The sequence below is a fragment of the Dyadobacter sp. OTU695 genome, from assembly GCF_038440355.1.
GTDB lineage: Bacteria > Bacteroidota > Bacteroidia > Cytophagales > Spirosomataceae > Dyadobacter.
In genome coordinates this window covers 62,372-86,618 of record NZ_JASATN010000003.1, presented here as the reverse complement: position 1 = coordinate 86,618, position 24,247 = coordinate 62,372, and the positions used below count along the sequence as shown (strand labels likewise).

Annotated in this window: 19 protein-coding genes; 9 read left to right on the top strand and 10 right to left on the bottom strand. The window is 49.4% G+C overall.

Annotation, left to right across the window (positions count from 1 at the left end; translation table 11 throughout):
* Positions 1–33: 33 nt before the first annotated feature.
* Positions 34–1,065, bottom strand: a complete 1,032-nt coding sequence (pdhA, locus tag AAHB90_RS08330; RefSeq protein ID WP_342084478.1) for a pyruvate dehydrogenase (acetyl-transferring) E1 component subunit alpha — start codon at positions 1,063–1,065, stop codon at positions 34–36.
* 129 nt (positions 1,066–1,194) lie between these two features.
* On the opposite strand from pdhA, the gene recF reads away from it, so the two are divergent.
* Positions 1,195–2,292, top strand: coding sequence for a DNA replication/repair protein RecF (gene recF, locus AAHB90_RS08325; protein ID WP_342084477.1), 1,098 nt, complete (start codon positions 1,195–1,197; stop codon positions 2,290–2,292).
* A gap of 2 nt (positions 2,293–2,294) precedes the next feature.
* On the opposite strand, the gene AAHB90_RS32760 is transcribed toward recF, so the two are convergent.
* The 3 genes from AAHB90_RS32760 to AAHB90_RS08315 all read right to left on the bottom strand — a co-directional run bounded on the left by AAHB90_RS32760 (position 2,295) and on the right by AAHB90_RS08315 (position 3,986).
* Positions 2,295–2,522, bottom strand: a complete 228-nt coding sequence (locus AAHB90_RS32760; protein ID WP_446717888.1) for a type II toxin-antitoxin system RelE/ParE family toxin — start codon at positions 2,520–2,522, stop codon at positions 2,295–2,297.
* A 4-nt stretch (positions 2,523–2,526) separates the two neighbouring features.
* Positions 2,527–2,805 (bottom strand): hypothetical protein, encoded by a 279-nt coding sequence (locus AAHB90_RS08320; protein ID WP_342084476.1) that lies wholly within the window; start codon positions 2,803–2,805, stop codon positions 2,527–2,529.
* A 113-nt stretch (positions 2,806–2,918) separates the two neighbouring features.
* A complete protein-coding gene (locus AAHB90_RS08315) occupies positions 2,919–3,986 on the bottom strand; it encodes a mannose-1-phosphate guanylyltransferase (RefSeq protein ID WP_342084475.1) in 1,068 nt (355 codons plus the stop codon).
* Positions 3,987–4,268: 282 nt separating this feature from the next.
* Between AAHB90_RS08315 and AAHB90_RS08310 the strand changes: the two genes are divergently transcribed.
* The gene (locus AAHB90_RS08310; protein WP_342084474.1) at positions 4,269–7,352 is read left to right on the top strand and encodes a carboxypeptidase-like regulatory domain-containing protein; all 3,084 of its coding nucleotides are present in this window, start codon (positions 4,269–4,271) and stop codon (positions 7,350–7,352) included.
* 12 nt (positions 7,353–7,364) lie between these two features.
* On the opposite strand, the gene upp is transcribed toward AAHB90_RS08310, so the two are convergent.
* Positions 7,365–8,009, bottom strand: coding sequence for a uracil phosphoribosyltransferase (gene upp, locus AAHB90_RS08305; RefSeq protein ID WP_342084473.1), 645 nt, complete (start codon positions 8,007–8,009; stop codon positions 7,365–7,367).
* Positions 8,010–8,135: 126 nt separating this feature from the next.
* Here upp and AAHB90_RS08300 point away from each other — a divergent pair, with 126 nt between their 5' ends.
* The 6 genes from AAHB90_RS08300 to AAHB90_RS08275 all read left to right on the top strand — a co-directional run bounded on the left by AAHB90_RS08300 (position 8,136) and on the right by AAHB90_RS08275 (position 16,006).
* Positions 8,136–9,908 (top strand): capsule assembly Wzi family protein, encoded by a 1,773-nt coding sequence (locus AAHB90_RS08300; RefSeq protein WP_342084472.1) that lies wholly within the window; start codon positions 8,136–8,138, stop codon positions 9,906–9,908.
* Positions 9,909–9,925: 17 nt separating this feature from the next.
* Positions 9,926–10,789 (top strand): carboxylating nicotinate-nucleotide diphosphorylase, encoded by an 864-nt coding sequence (nadC, locus tag AAHB90_RS08295; RefSeq protein ID WP_342084471.1) that lies wholly within the window; start codon positions 9,926–9,928, stop codon positions 10,787–10,789.
* 36 nt (positions 10,790–10,825) lie between these two features.
* Positions 10,826–12,916: a ComEA family DNA-binding protein gene (locus AAHB90_RS08290; RefSeq protein WP_342084470.1), complete on the top strand. Its 2,091-nt coding sequence runs from the start codon at positions 10,826–10,828 to the stop codon at positions 12,914–12,916.
* Positions 12,917–12,978: 62 nt separating this feature from the next.
* Positions 12,979–15,132 carry a DNA helicase RecQ gene (gene recQ, locus AAHB90_RS08285; RefSeq protein ID WP_342084469.1) on the top strand — a complete coding sequence of 718 codons (2,154 nt, stop codon included), beginning with the start codon at positions 12,979–12,981 and terminating at the stop codon, positions 15,130–15,132.
* Positions 15,133–15,176: 44 nt separating this feature from the next.
* Positions 15,177–15,560, top strand: coding sequence for a RidA family protein (locus tag AAHB90_RS08280; RefSeq protein ID WP_342084468.1), 384 nt, complete (start codon positions 15,177–15,179; stop codon positions 15,558–15,560).
* A 152-nt stretch (positions 15,561–15,712) separates the two neighbouring features.
* Positions 15,713–16,006, top strand: a complete 294-nt coding sequence (locus AAHB90_RS08275; RefSeq protein WP_342084467.1) for a hypothetical protein — start codon at positions 15,713–15,715, stop codon at positions 16,004–16,006.
* Positions 16,007–16,046: 40 nt separating this feature from the next.
* Here the strand turns inward: AAHB90_RS08275 and AAHB90_RS08270 are convergent, their stop codons facing one another.
* The 5 genes from AAHB90_RS08270 to AAHB90_RS08250 all read right to left on the bottom strand — a co-directional run bounded on the left by AAHB90_RS08270 (position 16,047) and on the right by AAHB90_RS08250 (position 23,153).
* Positions 16,047–19,835: a DEAD/DEAH box helicase gene (locus AAHB90_RS08270; RefSeq protein WP_342084466.1), complete on the bottom strand. Its 3,789-nt coding sequence runs from the start codon at positions 19,833–19,835 to the stop codon at positions 16,047–16,049.
* An 89-nt stretch (positions 19,836–19,924) separates the two neighbouring features.
* Positions 19,925–20,368, bottom strand: a complete 444-nt coding sequence (locus AAHB90_RS08265; protein WP_342084465.1) for an NUDIX domain-containing protein — start codon at positions 20,366–20,368, stop codon at positions 19,925–19,927.
* A gap of 223 nt (positions 20,369–20,591) precedes the next feature.
* On the bottom strand, positions 20,592–21,176 hold the full coding sequence (gene lpcA / locus AAHB90_RS08260) for a D-sedoheptulose 7-phosphate isomerase (RefSeq protein ID WP_342084464.1): 585 nt from the start codon (positions 21,174–21,176) through the stop codon (positions 20,592–20,594).
* A gap of 22 nt (positions 21,177–21,198) precedes the next feature.
* Entirely contained in the window at positions 21,199–21,855 is a 657-nt protein-coding gene (mnmD, locus tag AAHB90_RS08255; RefSeq protein ID WP_342084463.1) for a tRNA (5-methylaminomethyl-2-thiouridine)(34)-methyltransferase MnmD, read from the bottom strand.
* Between the two features lie 29 nt (positions 21,856–21,884).
* Positions 21,885–23,153 (bottom strand): aspartyl protease family protein, encoded by a 1,269-nt coding sequence (locus tag AAHB90_RS08250; RefSeq protein ID WP_342084462.1) that lies wholly within the window; start codon positions 23,151–23,153, stop codon positions 21,885–21,887.
* 301 nt (positions 23,154–23,454) lie between these two features.
* Here AAHB90_RS08250 and tpiA point away from each other — a divergent pair, with 301 nt between their 5' ends.
* On the top strand, positions 23,455–24,216 hold the full coding sequence (gene tpiA / locus AAHB90_RS08245) for a triose-phosphate isomerase (RefSeq protein WP_342084461.1): 762 nt from the start codon (positions 23,455–23,457) through the stop codon (positions 24,214–24,216).
* The last annotated feature ends 31 nt before the right edge of the window (positions 24,217–24,247 follow it).

Sequence of the window (24,247 nt, the reverse complement as noted above, 5' to 3'; positions counted from 1 at the left end):
CGACGGGTTTTTATTCATACGCTCTGGATCAAATTAATCCATTACAAAAGGATAATCGCTCTCAACATACACATCCGTGTAAGCTTCTTTCGGGTCCGGCCACTCCGATTCCTCGGCGAATTGCACGGATTCCGCTACGATTTCTTTTACTTTTTTATCGATGTTTTCGAGATCCTCTTCGGTGGCAATTTTGTTTTCGAGGATCACCGCACGGATCTGCTCGATCGGATCGCGGTGTTTGTATTCTTCAACCTCCTCTTTCGAACGGTATTTCTGAGGATCGGACATTGAGTGTCCGCGGTAACGGTAGGTACGGAATTCCAGGAAAGTAGGTCCTTCGCCTTTGCGTGCACGGTCCGCTGCGCGGGAAACCGCTTCGTGGATCGCTTCTACACTCATCCCGTCGACAGGCTCCGAAGGAATGTCGTAAGCCTCGCCAAGGGTATAAAGCTCTGTAACATTGGAAGAACGCGCCACGGAAGTACCCATCGCGTAACCATTGTTTTCAACGACAAAGATCACAGGTAGTTTCCAGCTCATCGCCATGTTCAGCGTTTCGTGGAACGAACCCTGACGGATTGCGCCATCCCCGAAGTAGCAGATGCACAGGTTATCGGTTTTGTTGTATTTCTCAGCGAATGCAAGACCTGCACCCAGGGGAATCTGGCCTCCTACGATACCATGACCGCCGACAAAACCAACTTCCTTATCAAAAATGTGCATTGAACCGCCCTTACCTTTGGTAGTACCGGTTTTCTTGCCGTAAAGCTCTGCCATAATTGCCTTCGGATCGGTCCCTAATGCAAGCGGGATACCATGGTCGCGATAAGCGGTAATGTATTTGTCGCCCTTTTTCAAGGCACTCACCGCGCCGGAAGAGCAGGCTTCCTGACCGATGTACAAGTGACAAAAACCACGAATTTTCTGCTGACCGTACAGCTGGCCTGATTTTTCTTCAAAACGGCGTTGTAAAAGCATATTCTCGAACCAGAACATGTATTGCTCCTTCGGATGCTGTAACTTTTTGGGGGCTGATGCTTTCTTTTTCTCAGTAACGGTGGCCATGTATTTGGTTCTCGTTTATAAAGACAGAACTTTGTCTTAAAGTTAGTAGTGGTATGAACAGAGTCTGTTTTTGCCGTACTCACGCAATGATCTGCGAAAATAAGCATAAACTAAATAACAAAGAAGTTCATGTGGCTAGAAAAGCTCCACCTTACATACTTTAAAAGCTATGAGGAGAAGGCCTTCACTTTTGGACAACATGTGAACTGTATCGTGGGCGAGAACGGCAGCGGCAAGACCAACCTGCTCGACGCAATCTATTTTCTGACCCTTACCAAGAGTGCATTTCATAACCAGGACGCTTTGGGGATCCGCCACATGGCCGACTTTTTCCTGATCGACGGTGTATTTAACGAAGAGGGCAAACACATCCAAATCACCTGCAGCCTGCAGCGTGGCCAGCGCAAGGTTTTCATGGCCGATAAAAAACATTATGAGCGCCTGAGTGACCATATCGGCTTGTTTCCGGTAGTGTTAATCGCTCCGGACGATACCGATCTTATCCGTGACGGCAGCGAGGAACGCCGCAGGTTTTTCGATGCCGTGTTGGGCCAGGCCGTACCCGGTTATCTGAATGATTTCCTCCAATACAACAAAATAATTACGCAGCGCAACGGCCTCTTGAAACTGTTCGCCGAGCGGAATTACCTTGACGAAGACCTCCTCGAAACCTACAACGAGCCGTTGATTGTGCTCTCACAACGCATTCACGGGCACCGGGCCACGTTCATGGAAAAGTTCGTCCCGCTATTCTATAAATTCTATGAATTTCTTAGTAGCGGCCACGAAAAAGTGGATGTGATTTATGAAAGCGAAGTATCCAGTCCCGATTTCCCCGCCGAATTCCGCCGCAACCGCAGCCGCGACCTGCACGCACAACGCACGGGCAAGGGCGTGCACAAGGATGAATATGTATTCGAAATTGATGGGGTAACCTTAAAAAAATTCGGCTCCCAGGGTCAGCAGAAGTCATTTTTAATCGCCTTAAAACTCGCGCAGTTCGAGCTACTGAAAGAAGAAAAAGGCAAGACCCCCATCCTGCTCCTCGACGATATTTTCGACAAACTCGACGACCGGCGCATTCACAAACTCATCGAACTGATCGACACCGGCTTTCTGGCCCAGGTTTTCATCACCGACGCCCGCCCCGAACGCTCGCAAAGGATTTTGGAGCATGTGAAGGCTGATGTAAGGTTTTTTGAGATTGAGAAGGTGTTGAGGGAATAAAATCAGCGCTGCCTTGCTGTATTTACTATATTCATTATCAAGACAATGTCATCGAACACAGTATAAAACAAACTATGACGTTTGCTCAGCACCAACTCCCGCATGGAAGATATAAAATTGTCTTGCTTGCCAATAAATGGGTGTTCTTCCAACCTTTGTAGACTGGCCTGCAAATTATCTGTAAACTTTTCTGCACTCCGATCTCCCCATGTGTCGTAAAGATATCTCACAATTTTAGAGTAATCCTCTTTTGCGAGACGAGTCCATTTTATCTCGTAATTCACGCCTTATTTCTTTAAAGACTTCTTCATTTGAGAAGAGCTTACCTGTTTCGGCTTGAAGTAGAGATTGGTTGAGTTTTTCTAAAAATTCAGGGGAACGAGAATCGAAGCCCGAATGTACCTCCTGTTCGGCAAACGCGCGGATGGTTAATAGCAAATCTTGTAAGCGACTGTCACTTACCTCATTCACAAGCCGCATCAATTCCGCTTTTATTTCTCGACGATTAGACATAGCTGTTTCGATTAACTTCAATTCCTTTTTAACGAATTTACAAATTTAAAAACAACAAAGCCAGGCCTGAGCGACCTGGCTTTCCAAACGGCATACCTTAACCATCAACCGTTCTAAACATATTTAGGATCGAGCTCCTTAGCCTGCGCCACGAATTCCTTTACCTTTTGTTCATCATCTTTTTTGCAGATCAGCAACACGCCGTCGAACTCCGCGACGATGAAGCCATCGAGGCCGTTGATGACGACCAACTTGTCTTTGGGCGTCTTAATGATCGAGTTCGTTGTGTTGTGCAGGATCAGATTGCCGTCCGTAACATTCAGGTTTGCATCCTTTTCCGACACTTCGTACATCGATTTCCAGGTTCCCAGGTCCGACCAGCCGAAGCTTGCCAGTACGACATGCACATTTTCCGCCTTTTCCATAATACCATTGTCGATGGAAATGCTACCGCAATGCTGGTAGGCACGCTGCACGAACGCATCCTCGGAATTGAGGTAGTAATGCTCATTGCCGCCCTGGAAAATCTCTGCGATATCTGGCTGAAACTTGGCCAGGGCCTTTTTGAATGCGTTGATATTCCAGACGAAAATACCGGCGTTCCAAACGAAATCGCCGCTGTCGAGGAATTGCAATGCAAGCTCCAGATGTGGCTTTTCTGTAAATGATTTTACTTTTTTGACCGTAAGCTTGTCGGGAATGTATTGGATATAGCCGTAACCGGTGTCAGGACGTGTCGGCTGAATACCGAGCGTGATCAGGATATCTTCGTTGCGGGTCGCGCCCAGTGCCACTTTGATCGTGTCCTTGAAAACTTCCTCTTTCAGGATAATATGGTCTGCTGGGGCCACTACTACGTTGGCATTGGGATTCCGGGCCGCGATTTTGTAGCATGCATAAGCAATGCAGGGCGCAGTATTCCGCCGGTGAGGTTCCAACAGGATCTGGTCGTCGGTCAACTCGGGGATCTGCTGTTTGACGAGGTCCTTATATTCCTGACTCGTTACGATATAGATATTCTCGATAGGGCAAACTCCTTCAAACCTGTCGACAGTTTGCTGCAGTAGCGTCCTGCCAGTGCCGAGCACGTCATGGAACTGCTTCGGGAAATCCGTCCGGCTAAACGGCCAAAAACGGGTACCAACGCCGCCTGCCATGATTATCACATAAGTATCCTGCATTTGTGTTGTGTTAGCTGTGGTTATTATAACGTGAATGAATCTCCCAAAACTAGTGATAAAGCGTCAGTATGCTCGACCCGCGTCTCCTAAATGTCGGGGAAGTTAGTTCGTGGCATTTAGCACAATCTTTCACCGGAATGGTAAATTAACCAGCCAGGGCAGGGAATCGGTGAACGCGAAACATTTTAGCTCTCTATAAATACCTAAAGAAATAATTGGATATAATTATAAAAAACTTGATTTCTTAGTAACTTGTTAAAGACATCAACTCAATTAAGAACCATGGCCAACACTTCTACACCCCTCAGAAACCCGCTCCTTCTGCTCCTTGCATTGTTGTTCTGGCAACATTCTTTCGCCCAGATAAGTTTAACCGGCAAGGTCACCGAATCCGTCACGCAGGAGCCGCTTGCCGGCGTAAGCATCCGCATACTTGGCAAAGTAGCCGGCACGATAACCGATACAAAAGGGGAATTTTCCCTGACTACAACATCGAATCCGCCGTTTTCTATCATTATCAGTTCCGTAGGCTTTCAAACCCAGGAAATCGCGGTTACGGCAAGTGTGTCGAATCTGGATATCAAACTGGTTGAGCAGCCGGTTCTGGGAAAAGAAATCGTCGTTTCTGCCTCGCGTGTAGAAGAAAGCGTTATGAAATCGCCGGTAGCGGTCGAGAAGCTCGACATCCGGGGGATCCGCGACTCCCCTTCCACAAACTTTTATGATGCGCTCTCCAATTTGAAAGGTATCGATATGACGACGCAGGGCGTTTTGTTCAAATCGGTGAACATGCGCGGCTTCGGCGCGACCGGTAACCCACGCACCGTCCAGATGATCGACGGCATGGACAACCAGGCACCGGGGCTCAATTTCCCGCTCGACAATATCATAGGTATGTCCGAGCTCGACGTTGAAAGCGTAGAGGTATTGCCCGGCGCGGCTTCGGCGCTGTACGGCCCTAATGCAGTGAATGGCCTGATTTTGATGAACAGCAAGAGCCCATTTCTCTACCAGGGATTAAGCGCCAACCTCAAAGGCGGAATCATGCATGAAAAGAACCGCTCGAAAGCCACTACCCCATTTGCAGAAGCTACCATCCGTTACGCCAAAGCATTTAACAACAAATTCGCATTCAAAGTAAACCTTTCGTACATCCAGGCAAAGGACTGGGAAGCTACCAATTATACGAACCTCAATGTAGGGGGGAATGCGGACCCCGCTCGGGGAAAAGGTACGGACCTGGATTACGACGGTGCGAATGTGTATGGCGATGAAATCCAGACCAATATCAACGCGGTGGCCAAAGCGCTGGCAGCAGCGGGTCAGATTCCGCAGGACGCCGTAGGTCTGGTACCCAACTCGTTCGTCAGCCGAACCGGTTTCCGTGAAAGAGACCTCGTGGATTACGATACTAAAAGTTTCAAGGCTAATGCTGCATTGCATTACCGTCTGAACGAGAAAGTGGAAGCCATCGCACAAGTCAACTATGGCTACGGAACAACGGTTTATACCGGTACCGGCCGCTACTCGCTGCGTGATTTTAACCTTACCCAGGCAAAACTGGAACTCCGTGGCGATAATTTCACCGTCAGGGCGTACACCACGCAGGAACGTTCCGGGAAGTCGTACCTCTCTGGCCTTGCCGCGGTTTCCATGCTGGGCGAGATCAAGCCGAACAACACCTGGTTCGGGCAATACGTAGGTGCGTTCGTAGAGGCGCGCGGGTCAGGTGCCGCGGAAGCGGATGCGCACGTGCTCGCAAGGCAGTTTGCCGACCAGGGTATGCCGCAGCCGGGTAGTCCCACATTCAATCAGTTGCTCGACAAATACCGCAATATGCCCATTGTAGACGGTGGAGGTGGTTTTGCAGATAAAACCAATATGTACCATGTGGAGGGGTTTTATAATTTCAAAAATCAGGTCCGCTTCGTGGAACTGATTGCCGGGGCCAATTACCGGCTCTATACGCTGCGCTCCGCCGGAACATTGTTCTCCGATACCAAAGAAGGCCGCGACGGGAGTATTCCCATCAACGAATGGGGCGCATTTGTACAGGCTGGGAAAAATTTGCTGTCGGACCATTTGAAACTGACCGGCTCGATCCGCTACGACAAGAATGAAAATTTCGACGGACAATTCACACCCCGGGTGTCAGCTGTCACCACTTTTGGAGAACACAACATCCGCCTCTCCTACCAAACAGGCTTCCGCATTCCAACCACCCAGAACCAGTATATCGATCTCAGAACACCATCGGGGACGCTGGTAGGCGGCTTGCCGGAGTTCGACTCGCGTTACAACCTGTCGAGCGGTATTCTCCGGCAGAACCTGTCGGAAGCAGCGGTGACCGCCGTTGTGAAAAGCGATCCATCGGTGTTACAAAGTGCACAGCAATATGCCACGGTGGTGGTAACCCAACAAGCAACAACAGCCATTACACAGCAGGTTACAACCGCGGTAACCGCGCAGGTTAACGCAGGAGTAGCGGCCGGAACGATTCCTAACGACCCGGCAGCGATACAGGCAGCCATTGCGGCGGGTGTCAACCAGACGCTCCCCGGTGTGCTGTCGGCCCAATTGCCGGGTATTCTAGCAACTCAGGTTCCGGCATTGGTTCCCGACCTGGCGAAGGCTTATGCATTGGGTAAACTTCCCAAATACCAGCCGGTGAAATTGAAACCGGAGCGCATTGCTTCTTACGAGATTGGTTACAAAGGCATTATCGCGAAGAAACTGTTCATCGACGCCTACTATTATATCAGTAAATACAAAAACCTGATTGGCGGAACGGTGATCGTCGTGCCTACTGCTGCGGCAGCACCCGGCCTGCCCATCGAGTCGGGTATCGGGGTGGGCAACTATCAGGGATTTGCACGGACGGTAAATACGACGGAGACCATTACGACGCGCGGCTTCGCGATCGGCCTGAATTATGCATTACCCAAAGGCTTCAACATCGGCGGAAATGTGGCAAACAACGAGTTGAAAGACTTTACACCATCGCCGGAAGTACAGTACTCGCAGTTCAATACGCCCAAATACCGGTATAATGTCAATTTTGGCCGCCGCATTACCAGCTCCAATACGTGGGGTTTCAATGTCGTGTACCGCTACCAGCAGGCTTTTTTATGGGAATCGAGCTTTGTAGTGCCCACTACGACGGATGTGCCGGTATTCTCCAACACGCAAGTGCCGGCCATTAAGAACCTCGATGCCCAAGTGAGCCTGAAAATCCCGTCGATCAAATCGATCATCAAAGTGGGCGGTACTAACCTTTTTGGAAAGTCGTACTTCCAGTCGTACGCGAGCCCGAATGTGGGCAGCACGTACTACGTGTCCATTATGTTTGATGAATTGCTGAACTAAGTTGCGATAGGGCTACTTTTCGCCAAAAGCCAGGTCGCCGGCGTCGCCGAGGCCTGGTACTATATAATATTGTTCGTTCAGCTTCTGATCCACGGCACCAAGCCAAAGGCGGCATTGCGGGATCCTGCTTTGCAGATAAGCAACTCCCTCAGGACTTGCAATAACCGAAGCAATGTGTGTTTGAGAAGGAATACCGAAGCGCAGCAGTGCATGGTAAACTTTTTCCATCGACCGGCCGGTTGCCAGCATCGGGTCGATCATCACAAGGATTTTACCTGTCAGATCGGGGCTTGTGATGTAGTCCATTTCAACGGTAAATTCTTCCTCAGCATTAATATGATGCCCCCGGTACGCGCCGACAAATGCATTATCGGCATTATCGAAAATATTCAGAAAGCCCTGATGAAACGGTAATCCGGCCCTCAGAATGGTGGCCAGCACAACAGGCTGCAACATCGACCGGCACGATGCGGTACCGAGCGGCGTTTCTACTTTCGTGGTTTTGAAAGTGAGCGTTTTGGACATTTCATAGGCCAGCAACTCGCCCATCCGCTCCATATTCCGGCGAAACCGCATCCGGTCTTTCTGACAATTTACGTCACGCAATTCGGCCAGGTAGTGATCCGCGATGGAAGGTTTTTGGGAAAGTAAAAACATGGGAGCGACAGTTTTTTAGACTACTCCATGCAAGATAATACAAATTCATTGACGTAATTTGGAACACCAATTCTAAAAATTACGTGCAAGAGCTCATATTGCGGTCGTTGTAGATTTTTGTTGCCTATGTATCAAGGAATTATCCGGCTTTTTAAATTACTGTTTTTAACACTGGTATCCTCAGCATACGTACACGCGCAAAGTTCATTCGTTCCGCTAAACGATGACTATTACCATCTCATCGATCGTCTGGAAATCAAAAGAGGAAAATTTTCCGAAGGTTTTCACTACAATGCCAAGCCATTCGAACGCAAAGCGGTGGTGGCGCTCACTGATTCCATATTGAAAGAAGGCACGGTTGACCTCACCGACCGCGACTGGGAGACGATCGATTACCTGCGTGAAGACAGTTGGGAATGGACGAACGGAATGATCTCCACGGATTCGGCCAAATACAACAAGCTGGCGAGACTGGGCTGGTTCAAATCGCCTCCCCCTGGACAGAAACGCAAGTTTTTCCACCATCCGGCCGACCTGTACAGCATTCACAACAAAGATTTCGACCTGCATTTCAATTTTACCACCACCAATTTTATTGGCAAAGACAACAGCTACGATACCACGTCGCACCAAACGCTGTGGTTTACCGGTCGTGGGGTGGAGATCAGGGGGATGATCAACGAAAAGCTGGGATTTTACACATTTGTATCTGATAATCAGGGCCGTTTTCCTCGTTATGTAAACGAATTTGCCCCTAAATACAGCTTCCCGGGCGAGGGGTTTGCCAAGGCGACGCGCAACCATGGCAACGACTTTCTTTCTGCCCGCGGCTACATTACTTTCCGCCCGCTAAAAGCCGTCAATGTTAAATTCGGACACGATTACAACACATTCGGCAGCGGTTACCGCTCGCTGATCCTGTCCGATAACAGCAGCCCATACCTGTTTCTGCGCCTGGATACCCAGCTGGGACGGTTTCACTATACCAACCTCTGGACCAGCATGATAGATGGCGGCAAGGATGCATTCTCGGAGTTTTTGAGGAAAAAGAAATTTGCGGCAATCCATCATTTGAGCGTCAATCTTACTGATAAGATTAATTTCGGGGTATTTGAAGCCGAAGTCTTCAACCGCGATTCCGTCGGCGGCGGGTACGACCTCAATTATCTGAACCCCATCATTTTCTACCGTTATGTGGAATCCTACATCGGCAGCCAGGACAATGCGCTGCTCGGTTTCGACTTCCGCTGGCTCGTGGGCAAAACGGCTTCGATTTACAGCCAGTTCGTACTCGACGAGTTTTTGACCAAATTCCTTTTCAACGGAAGCGGGTCGTGGACCAACAAATACAGCTTCCAGCTCGGTGGCAAGTACGTGGACGCATTTGGCATACCCAACCTTGATTTACAGGCAGAATACAACGTCGTACGCCCCTACACGTACTCGCACAAGGACGGCGGGCGCAACTACATGCATTACGGGCAGGCGCTCGCGCATCCGCTGGGCGCGAACTTCCGGGAATATCTAGGGATCGTGCGTTACAAGGTTACTCCGAGGCTATCCATTTACGGTACCGTCATGTCGGCCATGCAGGGAAAGAACCCAACTACCGGCCCTGAAATGAACTACGGCGGTGATATTTCGAAAAGTTACGAAACAAGAGATTGGGGACGGCCAGGGGACGAAAGCAATATCAACCAAAAGATCGGCCAGGGCATTAAAGCGACTACCTTGTTTACGGATCTGCGCCTGTCGTACTCACTGGCCCACAATGTATTCCTAGATGGCCGGTACCTGATGCGGAAAGTGAAGTCACAGGATGTGAATGTGGCTACGAACTCCAACATTTTTTCGATTGCCATCCGCTATAATATGGCGTACCGGCAGCAAACCTACTGATTTTAATTTCAACCAAAATGGAAACTGATCCACACGAACTCCGGAATCTTCTCAGACTTGCATTACTGGAAGATATTGGTGACGGAGACCATTCATCCCTAGCCAGCGTTCCCGAAAATGCGACCAAGCGCGCAAAGTTGCTGGTGAAGCAGAACGGTGTGCTCGCGGGAGTGGAAGTGGCGCAGATCATCTTCGATGAAACCGCTAAATATTACAATTACCCCCTTCCGAAAATTGATGTGTTACTTTTTGACGGTTCTGTCGTATCAATAGGAGACATTGTTTTTACGGTAGAAGGAAACGCACGCCTGATCCTGAAAGCCGAACGACTGGTGCTGAACATTATGCAGCGCATGAGCGGCATTGCCACCTATGCCCGGCAAATGTCGGACCTGATCAAGGATTTGCCCGTAAAACTGCTCGATACCCGCAAAACGACACCGAATTTCAGGCTTTTTGAAAAAATGGCCGTGAAAATCGGAGGTGCTGTAAACCACAGGATGGGTCTTTACGACATGATTATGTTGAAGGACAACCACGTGGATTACGCAGGTGGGATCGAAGCGGCGATTACCGGCGCCCGGAAATACCTGAACGAAACCGGTCGGAAACTGAAAATCGAGATCGAAACGCGGAACCTTGCCGAGGTGGACGAGGTGCTTCGTGTGGGGCAGGTCGATATTATCATGCTGGATAATTTTAAGCTCGACGATCTGCGTGAGGCTGTGAAGCGGATCGGCGGACGGTACGAGACGGAGGCATCCGGGAATATTACCGAAAAAACATTGCGCGAAGTGGCCGAAACCGGTGTGGATGGGATCTCCTCCGGTGCGCTCACGCATCAGGCGCGAAGTCTGGATTTAAGTCTGAAAGCCTTCTAACCTTTTCATACATATCGAAAGCGTATGCTGAGATCGATGAAAACATACGCTTTTGATCTTCAAGGGTTTCCTTCCGGATATTTCCTGTTGGTAACCACATTGTTTTGCATTTCCATTCCCTCCATTGCCCAGGAGCCTCCACGAGGTGAAATCGATATCACCCGCTTCATCGCCGAACTGTTCCCGATTCCGCCCGACGATAGCGAAGAACTTTACGAGACTCTTTTACAGCTCTACGCCAGTCCGCTCGACCTCAATACGGCCACTCCGGACGATCTTGCGGCCCTGTTCATCCTAAACGAAGAACAGCTCCGTTCATTCTTCCACTACCGCGTAAAAGCCGGTGCATTGTTGTCACTTTATGAACTGCAAGCCATCCCCGGGTTTGACATTTACACCATCCGGAGATTATTGCCTTTTGTAACGGTCAGTGCCAAAGCGGTTTCCATTCGGAATGCATTAAAAAATCCTGGTCAGCATTTCCTGATGTTTCGTTCAGGGAAACTGCTTGAACAACAGAAGGGTTTTGCACCGCTGGATTCGAACTCCACCACAAGATACCAGGGGCCGCCATTTAACGGCTATCTCCGTTATCGCAATGCACGGAGCGGCGTATATAGTTTTGGAATAACATTGGAAAAAGATTCGGGCGAACGATTATGGCACTGGAAGCCCGGTAAGCACATTTTGGGCATTGATTACACTTCCTTTCATGCGCAGATCACCGACAGGGGAAGGCTTAAAAATTTGATTATCGGGGATTTTCAAATGCAGGCCGGACAGGGAATGCTGCTGGGTGCCGGGTTTTCGCTTGGCAAAGGCTCGGAAGTAATCCGGACGGTGTACCGCAGCACAACCGGTTTAAAGCCGTACACATCCGCTACCGAAGCCAACTTCTTCCGAGGCATCGCAGCCAGCTGGACCATTGCACACCGCACCGACCTCACTATTTTACTTTCAGGAACAAAACGCGATGCGACACAGGAGTCGGACAGCATTCATGCCGGTATTACAACCTCCCTGCCTGTTAGCGGTTACCATCGCACGCCTACTGAAATTGAAAAGCATCATGTACTTCGCGAGCAGAATGCAGGGTTGCATTTAGGACACAAACTGGCTGCTCAAAAAGGTCAGATCGGTGTAACGATACTCCATACCCGCTATGATTCATATATCCAAAAGCGCGATCTACCTTACAACCTGTACGAATTTTCAGGAACGCAAAACCTCATTGCCGGTCTGCATGGCGACTATCGCTGGCAGAATATCCATTTTTTTAGCGAAGCAGCCATTTCACGAAGCGGCGGTACCGGTGCTATCGGAGGCCTCGTTGCAAGCGCCGGCAAAAAGCTGGACGTTTCGCTGATGGCCCGGCATTATGCCCGCAACTTTCACACATTCTACGGCAATCCCATCAGCGAAGCCACCAGGCCCATTAATGAGCGCGGCGCATATGCCGGTATCCGCTGGTCGCCTTCGCGGAAATGGCAATGGAGCACATACATCGACTATTTCCGGTTTCCCTGGCTGAAATTCCAGGTCGATAAGCCCTCCCGCGGCTTTGATTACTTCCTGCATTTACTTTGGAAACCCTCCAAGCGGCTGAATGCTTACTGGCTTTTCCACGAGAAGCATAAGCAGATCAATGACCCGGCGGCGGCTGACAACCATCCTGCGCTGATCCATTCCGTCAAACGAACAGCCGTATTCAATATCGAATATGAAGTTCCGCTCAAATGTGCATTCCGGACGCGCCTGCAATATGGCGGGCTAACAAATGGCCATTTAAAAGGCTCGAATGGTTTTACGATCGCCCAGGATATGACCTGGCATTTTTCCAAAGTTGAAGTCAGTGGCCGGATAGCATTTTTTAAAACCGACGACTACGACAGCCGGCAGTATGTGTATGAGAAAGATATGCTCTACGCCTTCTCGATCCCTGCCTATTATAACACCGGTACGAGAAATTATCTGATGCTGCGCTATTCCGTGGCAAAACAGCTCAAAATATGGCTCCGGTGGTCACAAACGCGGTATTCGGATATTGAAAAGATCAGCTCGGGACTCAACGAAATCGAAGGAAACAAACGCAGCGAGGCAAAGTTGCAGGTGATGTATCAGTTTTGAAAGCCTATTTTTGCAGCGCGAAAGGAAATTCTTTTTGAGTAAATACCATTAATCAGTACAACATGCCCAGCAACAAACTTGAAGCGTTAAAAAAATATTTCGGATACGACTCCTTTCGCCCGCAGCAATCCGAAATCATCGACACCATCATGGCCAACCGCGATTGCATGGTGCTCATGCCCACCGGCGGCGGCAAGTCGGTCTGTTTCCAGATCCCCGCCGTGCTCCGCGAAGGGCTCACGGTCGTCATTTCGCCGTTGATTGCCCTGATGAAAGACCAGGTGGAGGCATTGCGCGGAAATGGTATCACAGCTGCATTCCTTAACTCCACCATTTCGGGAGCCGAGCAGGATCAGATCATGTGGCAAATCAAGCTGGGTGAACTGAAACTACTATACATCGCACCCGAAAGGCTTTTTGCAGGAAATACATTCGATTTGCTGCGAGAATGGAACGTGCAGCTTTTCGCGGTCGACGAATCGCACTGTATTTCTTCCTGGGGCCACGATTTTCGCCCGGAATACCGCCAGCTGAACCTGCTGAAACAGCGCTTTCCCGACGTTCCGGTCGTTGCGCTTACCGCTACCGCCGACCGCGTCACGCGTCGCGATATATTGAAGCAGCTCAATATCGAACACGCAGAAACCTTCATTTCGAGCTTCGACAGGCCAAACCTGAGCCTGAATGTGCTTCCCGGAAGAAAGCGTATCGAACAAATCCAACGCTTCATCACCAAACGTGAAGGCCAGCCGGGCATTATTTACTGCCTCAGCCGCAAAGGCACCGAAACGGTGGCGGCCAGTTTGCAGAAAGCCGGGTTGAGGGCGGCCTGCTATCACGCAGGTATGACGGGCGACAAGCGCTCGCAGGTGCAGGAAAATTTCTTACGGGATGATATTCAGGTAATTGTCGCGACAATTGCATTCGGAATGGGAATCGATAAATCCAACGTACGCTGGGTGATCCATTACAATCTTCCTTCCAATGTTGAGAGCTTTTACCAGGAGATCGGAAGGGCCGGGCGCGATGGCGCCAGCGCGGATACCGTGTTGTTTTACAGTTATCTTGACATTATTACGAGGCAGGATATGATCAATAATTCGGATCAGTCGGCGGAACAAAAAGAACTGCTGCACGCCAAACTGAACCGTATGAAGCAATATGCGGAGGCTGATATCTGCCGCCGCCGCATTCTTTTGAGCTATTTCAACGAACCGGTCGATCACGATTGCGGCAACTGCGACGTATGCCGCAACCCACGCACCCGCTTCGATGCGACCATTATTGCCCAAAAGGCATTATCGGGCATTGCCCGCACCGAGCAAAAAGTGGCAATGGGTATGCTTATCGACATTTTACGCGGCAGCCGAAACCGGAATATTCTCCAGCACGGGTATGAACGGCTGCCTACATTCGGCGTCGGGCACGAGCTGCGTGGCGACGAATGGTCGGAATACCTGAGCCAAATGCTGAACTCCGGCGTAATGGATATCGCTTATGACGAGGCACATTCCTTCAAGCTGAATGCGGTAAGCTGGCAGGTTTTGAAGGGTGAAAAGCAGATTGATCTTGTGAAATTCATCCCGCTCAGCGAACGGAAAGCAAAAGAAGAAGAACTGGTGCCCAAGGAAAAACCAAAACAGGAAATCATCCGCGACGCCCTTTTCGAACGCCTTCGCCAGCTTCGCAAACAGCTTGCCGACACGCTGGGTGTGCCGCCTTACGTCGTTTTCAGCGACGCCTCACTTTCCGAAATGGCCCAGAAAAAGCCGGTTTCCGAAGCCCAGATGAAAGCCGTGTCGGGCGTGGGGGCTGAAAAATTCCGGCGCTATGGCGAGGCATTCATCAACGAAATACTTGATTTTGCAAGAGAAAACAATGCCCCCGGCACGCGGGTAATGAAAGGAATGACATTTGTGGAAACCTTTGACCTTTACAAGGAAGGTTATTCCGTCAAGGTAATTGCCGAAAAGCGCAACCTCAACCCGGTGACGATCATTTCACATTTGGTAAAACTGAAAGAAGATGGCCATGGCATTGATTTGAAATCACTCATTGACCCTGCGGCCTACAAAACGATCATTGCTGCCGCCCAGGAAATCCAGGTCGGGAAAAATGATCCGCTGAAACCGCTGTTTGAATTGCTTAACGAGCAGTTTGATTACGGGCAGATCAGGCTGGCGCTGGCGATTTGGGAAGGGGAGCGGCAAAACTAATTGCACGTGCTTATATTTACTTTTTTAAATACTTAACCAACAATATGTCAAGACAAAATATACTTTCAGGCTCTCCCTGGGAAGACAAAATGGGGTATTGCCGGGCGGTTCGGATCGGGAATATCATCGAAGTGGCCGGAACGGTCGCTATTGTGGACGGAGAAAAAGTGAAGGCTGACGATGCTTATGCGCAGACGAATAATATCATCGAACGCACTGAAAAGGTGTTGAAGGATGCTGGCGCCACTCTTGCGGATGTCGTGCGCACGCGGATTTTCACGACAGACATTACCCTTTTTGAGGAAATTGCACGTTCTCATGGTGCGTATTTCGGCGACATTAAGCCCACCACTGGTATTTACGAAATCAGTAAACTGGTATCAGCCGACTACCTCGTTGAGATAGAATTTACAGCCATAGTCCAGTAATATATTGGAATGTTTAAAAAGGGCCTGTTTCCTGCACGGAAATGGGCTTTTTTTATGACCATTTTTAATTCCTTCCAACCTTTTGGCTCGAAATTTGCTCTCTGTGGAGGTGTTGTCTGATTTGGAACCCTAAAAAATAGACATCTCTCGACATGAAAAATAGAATTACACTTCTAATTGCCTCGGTTTTGCTGATTCTGTGCGTAGTGCAAAAAGAGGCCAGGTATGGAACAGCTCAACACGCAAGTGTAGAAAAAATGTACAATTCTTCATCTTCCGGCACGAAAACTGTCGTTTCCGGTTCGCAGTATGATGGTGAATTGCTGACGGATTCGCAGAGCTTTGAATTCGCATCCGTCGATTCGTTGAAATCGGAACCGACTGCCCGGCTGGCCAACCAAAGGTTATTAAACATTTCGGCGGGCAGCAAAATGCTAAATTACTGAACCAACATTTCGATTCAGTAATTTAGCTGACAGTCGATCATTAGCTGAAAAGACCCATAATATCCTCTTGGCTCAGCTTCTTGATAAATCCGGACTCCCCGCCTACTAAATCTTCTGCCAGGTCCTGCTTACGTTGCTGCAACAGCAGAATCTTCTCTTCAATCGTATCCTTACAAATCATCTTATAGGCAAATACCTTGCGCGTCTGTCCGATACGGTGCGTACGGTCGATCGCCTGCCGTTCCACCGCCGGGTTCCACCACGGGTCCACAAGATAAACGTAGTCGGCTTCGGTCAGGTTGAGCCCTACCCCACCTGCTTTAAGGCTCATCAGGAACACGCGGCAAGTATCGTCGCTCTGAAAACGGTTTACACGTCCGGCGCGGTCGACTGTCTGGCCGTCGAGGTATTCGTAAGGGATATTCACCTTTTCCAAATGTTTGCGGATCAGATCCAGCATCCCCAAGAACTGACTGAATATCAATATTTTGTGGTTTGAAGCATTCTCCTCGATTTCCCGCGTAATTTCTTCCAGCTTTGCCGATTCATTACCAAAATCCTCATCCCCCGACAAAATAGAAGGCGAGTCGCATATCTGACGCAGTTTCAGCAACGCTTCCAGAATGAGGAAGCTGCTTTTGTTAAGACCTTCGGTAGCCAGTTTTTCTGCGATTTCCTGCCGGTAGCGCTCGCGGAATGTGTCGTACACCTTCCGTTGCTTGTTACCCATTTCGCAGAACAGGATCGTTTCGGTTTTGTCCGGCAAATCGGTCGCGACTTCCTCCTTCGTGCGTTTCAGCATGAATGGGTATACCAATTTGCGCAACTCGGCGGCCTTTTCCTTATCCTGGTATTTATCGATCGGCGTCGCATATTCTGTCCGGAAAAAGTCGGCGTGACCCAGCATTCCGGGATTCAGAAACTCGAATTGTGAATACAGATCGAATGTATTGTTCTCTACGGGTGTACCCGTCATGGTCAGGCGGTTGCGCGCACGTAACAGGCGCGAAGCCTTGGACGTGAGCGAATCCGGGTTTTTAATAGCCTGTGCTTCGTCGAGGATAATGTAGTTGAAATCGAACTGCCTCAGTAGTTCGACGTCGCTCCGCATTGTGCCGTACGTGGTGAGGATAATGTCGTATTCCCGGAAAAAATCAATGTCTTTCCTTCTCGACATTCCACGATGAACGTATAATTTTAGGTCAGGCGTAAATTTAGCCGCCTCCGCCTGCCAGTTGAAAATCAGGGTAGTAGGAACTACGACAAGATTCGTATACTCCGGATTCAGGTTCTTCTGATTTTGCAGGAACGTCAGCATTTGAAGAGTTTTACCCAAACCCATATCATCGGCCAGACAGCCGCCCCATTGGAATTCGTCGAGGAAATGGAGCCATTTGTAACCCTCTTCCTGATATTGCCTGAGCGTGGCCTGGATGTTCTGTGGAAGTGGTACTGACGGGATTTGCTTAAAGTTGAGCAGTTTCTGCTTTTTCTCCCACAGCTCGCGGAACACCTCCTCATTGTCAATCTCCGAAACCAGCTCGTCAATTAGCGAGAAATGGATTTTGGATAGATGGATCTGATCGTCGTTCACCCGGCCGAACTGCATTAGCGGTTCCAGTTTCGCGATCCATTCGTCGGGTAGCACGCCCAGCGAACCGTCTTGCAACTGAATATAGTTCTGCTTTTTCAGTAACGCTTTTTTCGCATCTGCCAACGTCACCGTCTGATCGCCGAATGTGATCTCGATCCGCATATCGAACCAGTCGATACCCGAGGACGTATGCACTTTCACCATCCCTCGGTTGGGATTGAAGCGCATTTTTTTCAAGTCTTTAAACCCGAAAATCTCGTAATGCTTTTTCTTGGCAGCATCCACGAAATTGAACAGCCAGCCATTTCTCATCACCTGTTCGAAAGGCACGTAGAAAAACGGTTGACCGGTTTGATGTGCAAAGTCGGGGTGCAATGCCTTAGCCCATTCCCAAACTTCATTTTCAGCCTGAACATCGCGTTCGAGCATCGTAATCTGGTTGTTATCGAAGCTCGTTTTGGTGCGACGCTGGTCGTGGAGCAGTTCCAGTTCTTCTGAGCTTTTGCCGTTTTCTTCGAGATAAACGTACGAAGGAACGATCAGCAGGTTCGCCTCATCTTCTTTGAGATAAAACTTCGGCTTCTGGAAAGCCAGCGGCGACGTCTGTATTTCGTGGCGTGTCTGGAAGATCACGTCGAATTTCTCCGAAACGGGTATGATCCAGTCTTTCAGAAAATCATCGCCAAAATCCTTCTTAACCCTTATTTTAAATCCATTCTGGCTCAGGTATGCGACCATTTCGGCCTCGCTGATTCCCGCCCAGCGGAATAAAGTCTTTTCGTTGTAAAGTCCCAGCCAGAAACTATCGAGCGAGACCACTTTCTGCAACTCCAGCGGCGTGCCGGGTTTGATTTCTACGTAAGGATTGAGGGTAATGAACTCCTTGTCCTCCGTAAGCACGAAAAACAATTTCACCGGCTCACGGTGCAGTTCCAGCTGTGTGAGCTGGTGATTGCTGGTCACGTAGTCGCCGTCGGCGAGGAACAGCCGGTCGCCGTCAAGGTCGTTGAAAACGCGGGTGAGCTGCTTTCCTACGTAGTTCCGTGCTTCGTAACGCTGGTCAGCCTCCACGTCGTCGAAATGCAGGTACGCATTATAAGCCCAGCCTTGTTTACGAATGAATTTTTGAAGCCCCTCTTCCCAGTGCTTTGCCAACCGTACAAGCCGCGCATCGGATTCGGTCAGAACGGGAATTTCATCAGCAGAATAATAATGGCTCGAACCGCCCGCAATGTTGCGGATATTAGTGACTTTCTCAGATTTGGAACTGAATTTGACCGAAAAAACCCCGAAACCAATGTCCAGCAAATGATTTTTTCCTTTTGGCCAAAACACAAAAATAGAAACGCGGTCTTCATCGTCCTGCCCGTTATCGGTCAACGTCACGGCAAATGACGACTCTTGCGCGGGCAATATGCGTTCGCGCAGTGATTGCCAGTCCTGGTAAGCACCCACTTTCTGGATGGCAGGGTCGAGCCTGATCAAATGCAGCCCGCCGTCCTCGTCGAGCCGGAATTCGAACTTGTCTTTATATTGATCATCCAGCGAATAGCCGTATTCGGCCAGCAAGTTGCTTTTTTCGACGGTCATGTCGCGCATTACCTCAAATGCCTTCTCACCCAGTTCTTCACGGAGTTTCAGCAATGCGGCCAGCTTATGTTCGCAGAGCGGCACCCATAGCTTCTGGTTACAGGTACAGGAAGTCTGAATCTGACGGGTACCTTTTACACGCCGGAATGTGGTCAGAAACTCCTGATCCTTGTCCGTCACCTGGCATTCCGCCTCGCCTTCCTTCGCCGACACGATCTCCACCGGACCCACGTTTCCGCGGTTCTGCCAGGTTTCGTCGAGTACCATGCTACGCAATTGCATTTCGCGGATTTCCTGCAATTCGATCGTCGTGTTGGCCATTTCATGGACCACCTGCTTGATCGTCGGCATTTTGTCGAGAATGTACAGAATGCTTGCCACGCGGTGTTTGCACAGTCCGGCTTTATCCGGACAAGAACATTCGGTGGTTATTTGCGGTGTGAGAAAATCCCGGATAAAAATCTGGTAGTACTGGATCGAATAGTCGCTTTTGACCTTGAACTCAGCATTACCGGGGCCATTATAATCGAGTTTGGAAACTTTTAAGCCGCCACTGCTATAAATGGAACGCCCTCTTGACAATACATCCCGATCCGCCCGTCTCAGCAAGAAGTTCGATAATTTCTCCTTCTTTTCGTTTTCCATTTACCCTGCTGCCTATTAAAAACGCAAAAGTACGGTATGTTTCTGTCTTATAGAAACGAACGGAGAAGTATTGACCCGAACTATGTAGTTTATGAGCGCACATAGGGCTGGTCGATCACGCCTATATGACCGGAATGTAGCGCTTCATGGCAGAATGCGGTGATCTGCGGGCCGACATTGGGATATAAATGCCTCGAAGAAAGCGATGAAACCGGTAGCCACACGATTTCAAGCGCCGTCGTATGCGCCGGGTCGAGCGCCGGAATACCCTTTGTTATGTTTGCGTTAAATACCATGTGCAGCGTCTCCTTCTGCACTTCCTGCCAGATTACCTCACCGCAGGAGACCATTTCCCCAACCGTAACCTCCACGCCCAGTTCTTCCATCAGTTCGCGGGCAAGCGCATCGGAAAGCGATTCTCCGGGATCGGGGTTGCCGCCCGGCAATGCAAATACTTCCTTTTCGCCATAGCAATAACGCAATGTGAGGATCTTGTCGTTTTCGAGAATGATAGCGGATGGACGGACATTCATGGTGATATGGGTGTGCAGGTTGGTATCGTTGGATTTTAGTCAGGTGTGGTCAGGAGGTTGTCATTTGTGGTCAGGTGTAGTCTGATATTGAAATTTGATTGTTTCTCAATAAACAAACTTCCTGCGACAAATAACAACATCTGAAACAAATGACTATTCCTGGCAACATCTGACCACAAATGACTATTCCTGACCAAACAAAATGTCGCCAAACAGCACCACGTCAATCCCGCAGCACCATTTTTTCGATCAGCAGCATGAAAATGTGGATGACCTTGATGTGGATTTCCTGAATGCGGTCGGCATAACCGAAATGCGGCACGCGGATTTCAATGTCGGCAACGCCAGCAAGCTTCCCGCCGTCCTTTCCCGACATGATAATGATCTTCATCCCTTTCGCTTTTGCGGCTTCGGCAGCACGGATAATGTTGGCAGAGTTTCCGCTCGTACTTAGCCCAAGCAGCACGTCACCGGGCTGTCCTAATGCTTCAATATATCTTGAAAACACATATTCGTATCCGAAATCGTTGCTGACGCAGCTCAAATGGCTCACATCGGAAATTGCGATGGCTGGTAATGCACGGCGGTTGTCGCGGTACCGGCCGGTCAATTCCTCCGCGAAATGCATGGCGTCGCAATGCGAGCCACCGTTCCCACAGGAAAGGATTTTACCGTTATGGATGATCGCGTCGGCCATCAGCCCGGCCGCTTTCTCGATCTTTTCAATCTGCTCCGGGTCGCTCAGGAAATTGTCGAGAACCGCTTGTGCTTCTTTAAGTTCCTGGCTAATTATGCTTTGATAATTCATACTAATATCTGATTCTATTATTTCACAATCTGATGGCTTTCAGGACGTGGGTCTTTCTGCCCGGGCCCTTATGCCGCTCCACTTTAAACCCTCCCGCAGCCAATGCCCTTTTTACGATCCCCTTCGAGGAATATGTTACTAATACGCCTCCTTGCGGCGTTTGGGCCGCTATTTTGGAGAAAATTTCTTCGGTCCAAAGCTCCGGCTGGGCGCGAGGATCGAAAGCGTCGTAGAAAATAACGTCAAAAAACCGCTCCGAAGTAAATTCCTGCACGGTAGCGTTTTCCTTTTGCAGGTAAAAAAATGGAGAAATGGCGGTTTCGGCCCCCCAGGGAGCATGATGCAGCTGCATAAAGCCGCTTGCCCCGGTCGCTTCCTCGTAATTGAGCTGCGACGCTTCCAGCAACGATATTGGAAAGGCCTCTACAGAAGTGTAGAAAACCTGTTTTTGAAGACTGTCGGCTAGTTTCCAGGCGAGGAAGGCATTCAGGCCTGTGCCAAAGCCCATTTCAAAAACGTAAACCGGTCCCGAAGCATTTTCCAGGACCGGCTTTAAACCAAGATTGATATAAATGTGCTCCGATTCACTCAGAGCACCATGCAGTGAATGGTATTGCTGCCTGAACTGCGCGCTGAACAGCGAATGCGAGCCGTCTTCGGTAATAATGAAGCGATCCAAATGGCCAGGTTTTAGTTTGGCCAAAAGTACTAAATCATTCTGCGCAGTGTGACCTGTGTAAAGAAAATATCGCCTTTCCGTTTCACCAGCAGATCCACGTTTTTACCATCGCCCCGCTGCAAAAGCTTATATATTTCGCTCACATTGAGCTCGGAAGCCGAATGGTCGTCGATAAACAGCAGTTGGTCTCCTTCCATCAGCCCGGCGCGTGCTGCCGGAGAATCGGTTACGACATGGTTCACAATGTAGGAACGAAGGTCCCTTCCTTCTGCACGGATTTCCATGCCGCTCATATCGTGCTCAAACTTCTCGCGCAGCCTGCTTTTGATCGGTTTCAGCACCATATAGTGCTCGCCATAGTTGAATGTGACCTTGAAACGGCGGAGCAGCTCGCACCCGATATTGCCCTGACGCTCGGCACCGGCCCGGATCTTGGAACCGAATGCAATACTGTCTGGAAATGAGGCTACTACATTATTCAGCTCGAAGCGGCCCAGCCGCATTTTGTCTACCCGGCCCAGGTTTCCGTTGATGACCCCGTTTAAGCCGCGGCCCAATTGCGCACGGATTACCTTTTCCGGTAAGCGAAAGGTCTCTTTGCGGGTATTGTTCAAAAGCAATGCATGTCCGGCACCGGTATCAATCAGGACCCGGATCGGATGTTCGCGGCCGTCGGCAAAAAGCGTCACGGCATCGGTGAATGGCTTGGTATCCTCGATAATCAGCGGGTGCTTGTCCCCCTTGCTGCTTTTGTATTTGTACCTGTCCGGCCGCATCAGCAGTATTTCCTTTTTGGCAAAATCGATGGTTACGACGAAATTGTTGAAAATCTCATAACCAAAAATGCCATGCACCGGTACGCCCACGTACTCGGATAGCCGCAGAAAGTCCTGTTCGAGGATCACGATATTCTGGTGGTTCGCTTTAAGCCTTCCCATCGCAAACCGGTTGTCGATCGCGACGTGCGCCGAAATCGACGCCCCCTCGCCCGCTCCTGTGAGGTTGACCTTACGGGTTAAACGCAGCTTGTCGGCTTTGAGGATATTCGGATCGGTAATGATAATGGAACTAACGCCCGTGTCGAGGATAAAACGCAGCGAATCATTGTCGTTGATCTTCGCGTAAAGCAATATCAGGTTGGAATGCAGCTCGAACGGGATGCGTGCTGTTTTATGGTTTTTATCTAAAAAGTAACCATACTTTTCCTCTGATACAGGGGGTACGTCGCTGGAATGGCCGAATGTCAGGGTATGAGTAAAAAGTATGATCGCTGCTATGAACCACTTAGACGTTTTCATCGTGGCCTCCTTTCTTTAAATGGCTATGTTTCTATTTCCGCGGGTAACATCAAAAAACACGTTGATTATAAATGGTTTATACTTCTATTTATATTCGTCGGTGTACACTAAGTATCGAATTCAGTCCAATCGGTTAATTCAAGTAAAAATAGTTGATTTTGCATTAATAAAACACAAAAAAATCTCGATATGTGCAAACTTTCCGACATTTTTTTGATCACATATATATAATCATGTAAATGATGAAAATATGGTACTTTTGTTGCGTAAAATGACTTTTTCCCACAATAAAAATTTTCTCATGCGAAAAAAAATTGTTGCCGGTAACTGGAAGATGAACAAGGTTCTGGATGAAGCAGTTGCGCTTACTTCAGAGCTCGTTAATATGGCCAAAGACGAGGTCCGGAATGACGCGAAAATCATCCTTTGCCCTCCTGCGATTTACCTTACTACGATTCAAAAATATATCGAGAACGAGCCCAACTTCGCATTGGCGGCTCAAAACTGCTCCGACAAAGTTTCGGGTGCTTTTACAGGCGAGATTTCCGCGCAAATGCTGCAATCGATCGGGGTACAATATGTGCTGATCGGCCACAGCGAGCGTCGCCAGTACTTCAATGAAACCAATGCATTGCTTGCCGAAAAAGTAAATACGGCATTAGCGAACGGCGTTTCCCCTATTTTCTGCTGCGGCGAGTCGCTCGAACAGCGTCAGAACGAAGATTATATCGGTTTTGTAAAAAACCAGCTAACAGAAAGCCTTTTCCACCTTTCAGAGGAGCAATTGAAGTCGGTGATAATCGCTTATGAGCCGATCTGGGCGATCGGAACAGGCCTTACCGCTTCGGCAGAACAGGCGCAGGATATGCACGCGGCATTGCGGGCGCACATCGCATCGAAATATGGTGCGGAAGTAGCGGATGAAATTTCGATTCTTTATGGCGGAAGCGTTACGGCTGCCAGCGCACCCGAGCTTTTCTCAGCACCTGATATCGACGGCGGCCTGGTAGGCGGCGCGTCGTTGAAATCACGCGAGTTTACCAATATTATTAAGGCGCGGTAACGGTACTGTCATCCTGAGCGCAGTCGAAGGA

Bases quoted from the DNA above. Each gene is read 5' to 3' on its own strand.
- pdhA (WP_342084478.1), bottom strand. From the start codon at position 1,065: ATGGCCACCGTTACTGAGAAAAAGAAAGCATCAGCCCCCAAAAAGTTA.
- recF (WP_342084477.1), top strand. From the start codon at position 1,195: ATGTGGCTAGAAAAGCTCCACCTTACATACTTTAAAAGCTATGAGGAG.
- AAHB90_RS08320 (WP_342084476.1), bottom strand. From the start codon at position 2,805: ATGTCTAATCGTCGAGAAATAAAAGCGGAATTGATGCGGCTTGTGAAT.
- AAHB90_RS08315 (WP_342084475.1), bottom strand. From the start codon at position 3,986: ATGCAGGATACTTATGTGATAATCATGGCAGGCGGCGTTGGTACCCGT.
- AAHB90_RS08310 (WP_342084474.1), top strand. From the start codon at position 4,269: ATGGCCAACACTTCTACACCCCTCAGAAACCCGCTCCTTCTGCTCCTT.
- upp (WP_342084473.1), bottom strand. From the start codon at position 8,009: ATGTTTTTACTTTCCCAAAAACCTTCCATCGCGGATCACTACCTGGCC.
- AAHB90_RS08300 (WP_342084472.1), top strand. From the start codon at position 8,136: ATGTATCAAGGAATTATCCGGCTTTTTAAATTACTGTTTTTAACACTG.
- nadC (WP_342084471.1), top strand. From the start codon at position 9,926: ATGGAAACTGATCCACACGAACTCCGGAATCTTCTCAGACTTGCATTA.
- AAHB90_RS08290 (WP_342084470.1), top strand. From the start codon at position 10,826: ATGAAAACATACGCTTTTGATCTTCAAGGGTTTCCTTCCGGATATTTC.
- recQ (WP_342084469.1), top strand. From the start codon at position 12,979: ATGCCCAGCAACAAACTTGAAGCGTTAAAAAAATATTTCGGATACGAC.
- AAHB90_RS08280 (WP_342084468.1), top strand. From the start codon at position 15,177: ATGTCAAGACAAAATATACTTTCAGGCTCTCCCTGGGAAGACAAAATG.
- AAHB90_RS08275 (WP_342084467.1), top strand. From the start codon at position 15,713: ATGAAAAATAGAATTACACTTCTAATTGCCTCGGTTTTGCTGATTCTG.
- AAHB90_RS08270 (WP_342084466.1), bottom strand. From the start codon at position 19,835: ATGGAAAACGAAAAGAAGGAGAAATTATCGAACTTCTTGCTGAGACGG.
- AAHB90_RS08265 (WP_342084465.1), bottom strand. From the start codon at position 20,368: ATGAATGTCCGTCCATCCGCTATCATTCTCGAAAACGACAAGATCCTC.
- lpcA (WP_342084464.1), bottom strand. From the start codon at position 21,176: ATGAATTATCAAAGCATAATTAGCCAGGAACTTAAAGAAGCACAAGCG.
- AAHB90_RS08250 (WP_342084462.1), bottom strand. From the start codon at position 23,153: ATGAAAACGTCTAAGTGGTTCATAGCAGCGATCATACTTTTTACTCAT.
- tpiA (WP_342084461.1), top strand. From the start codon at position 23,455: ATGCGAAAAAAAATTGTTGCCGGTAACTGGAAGATGAACAAGGTTCTG.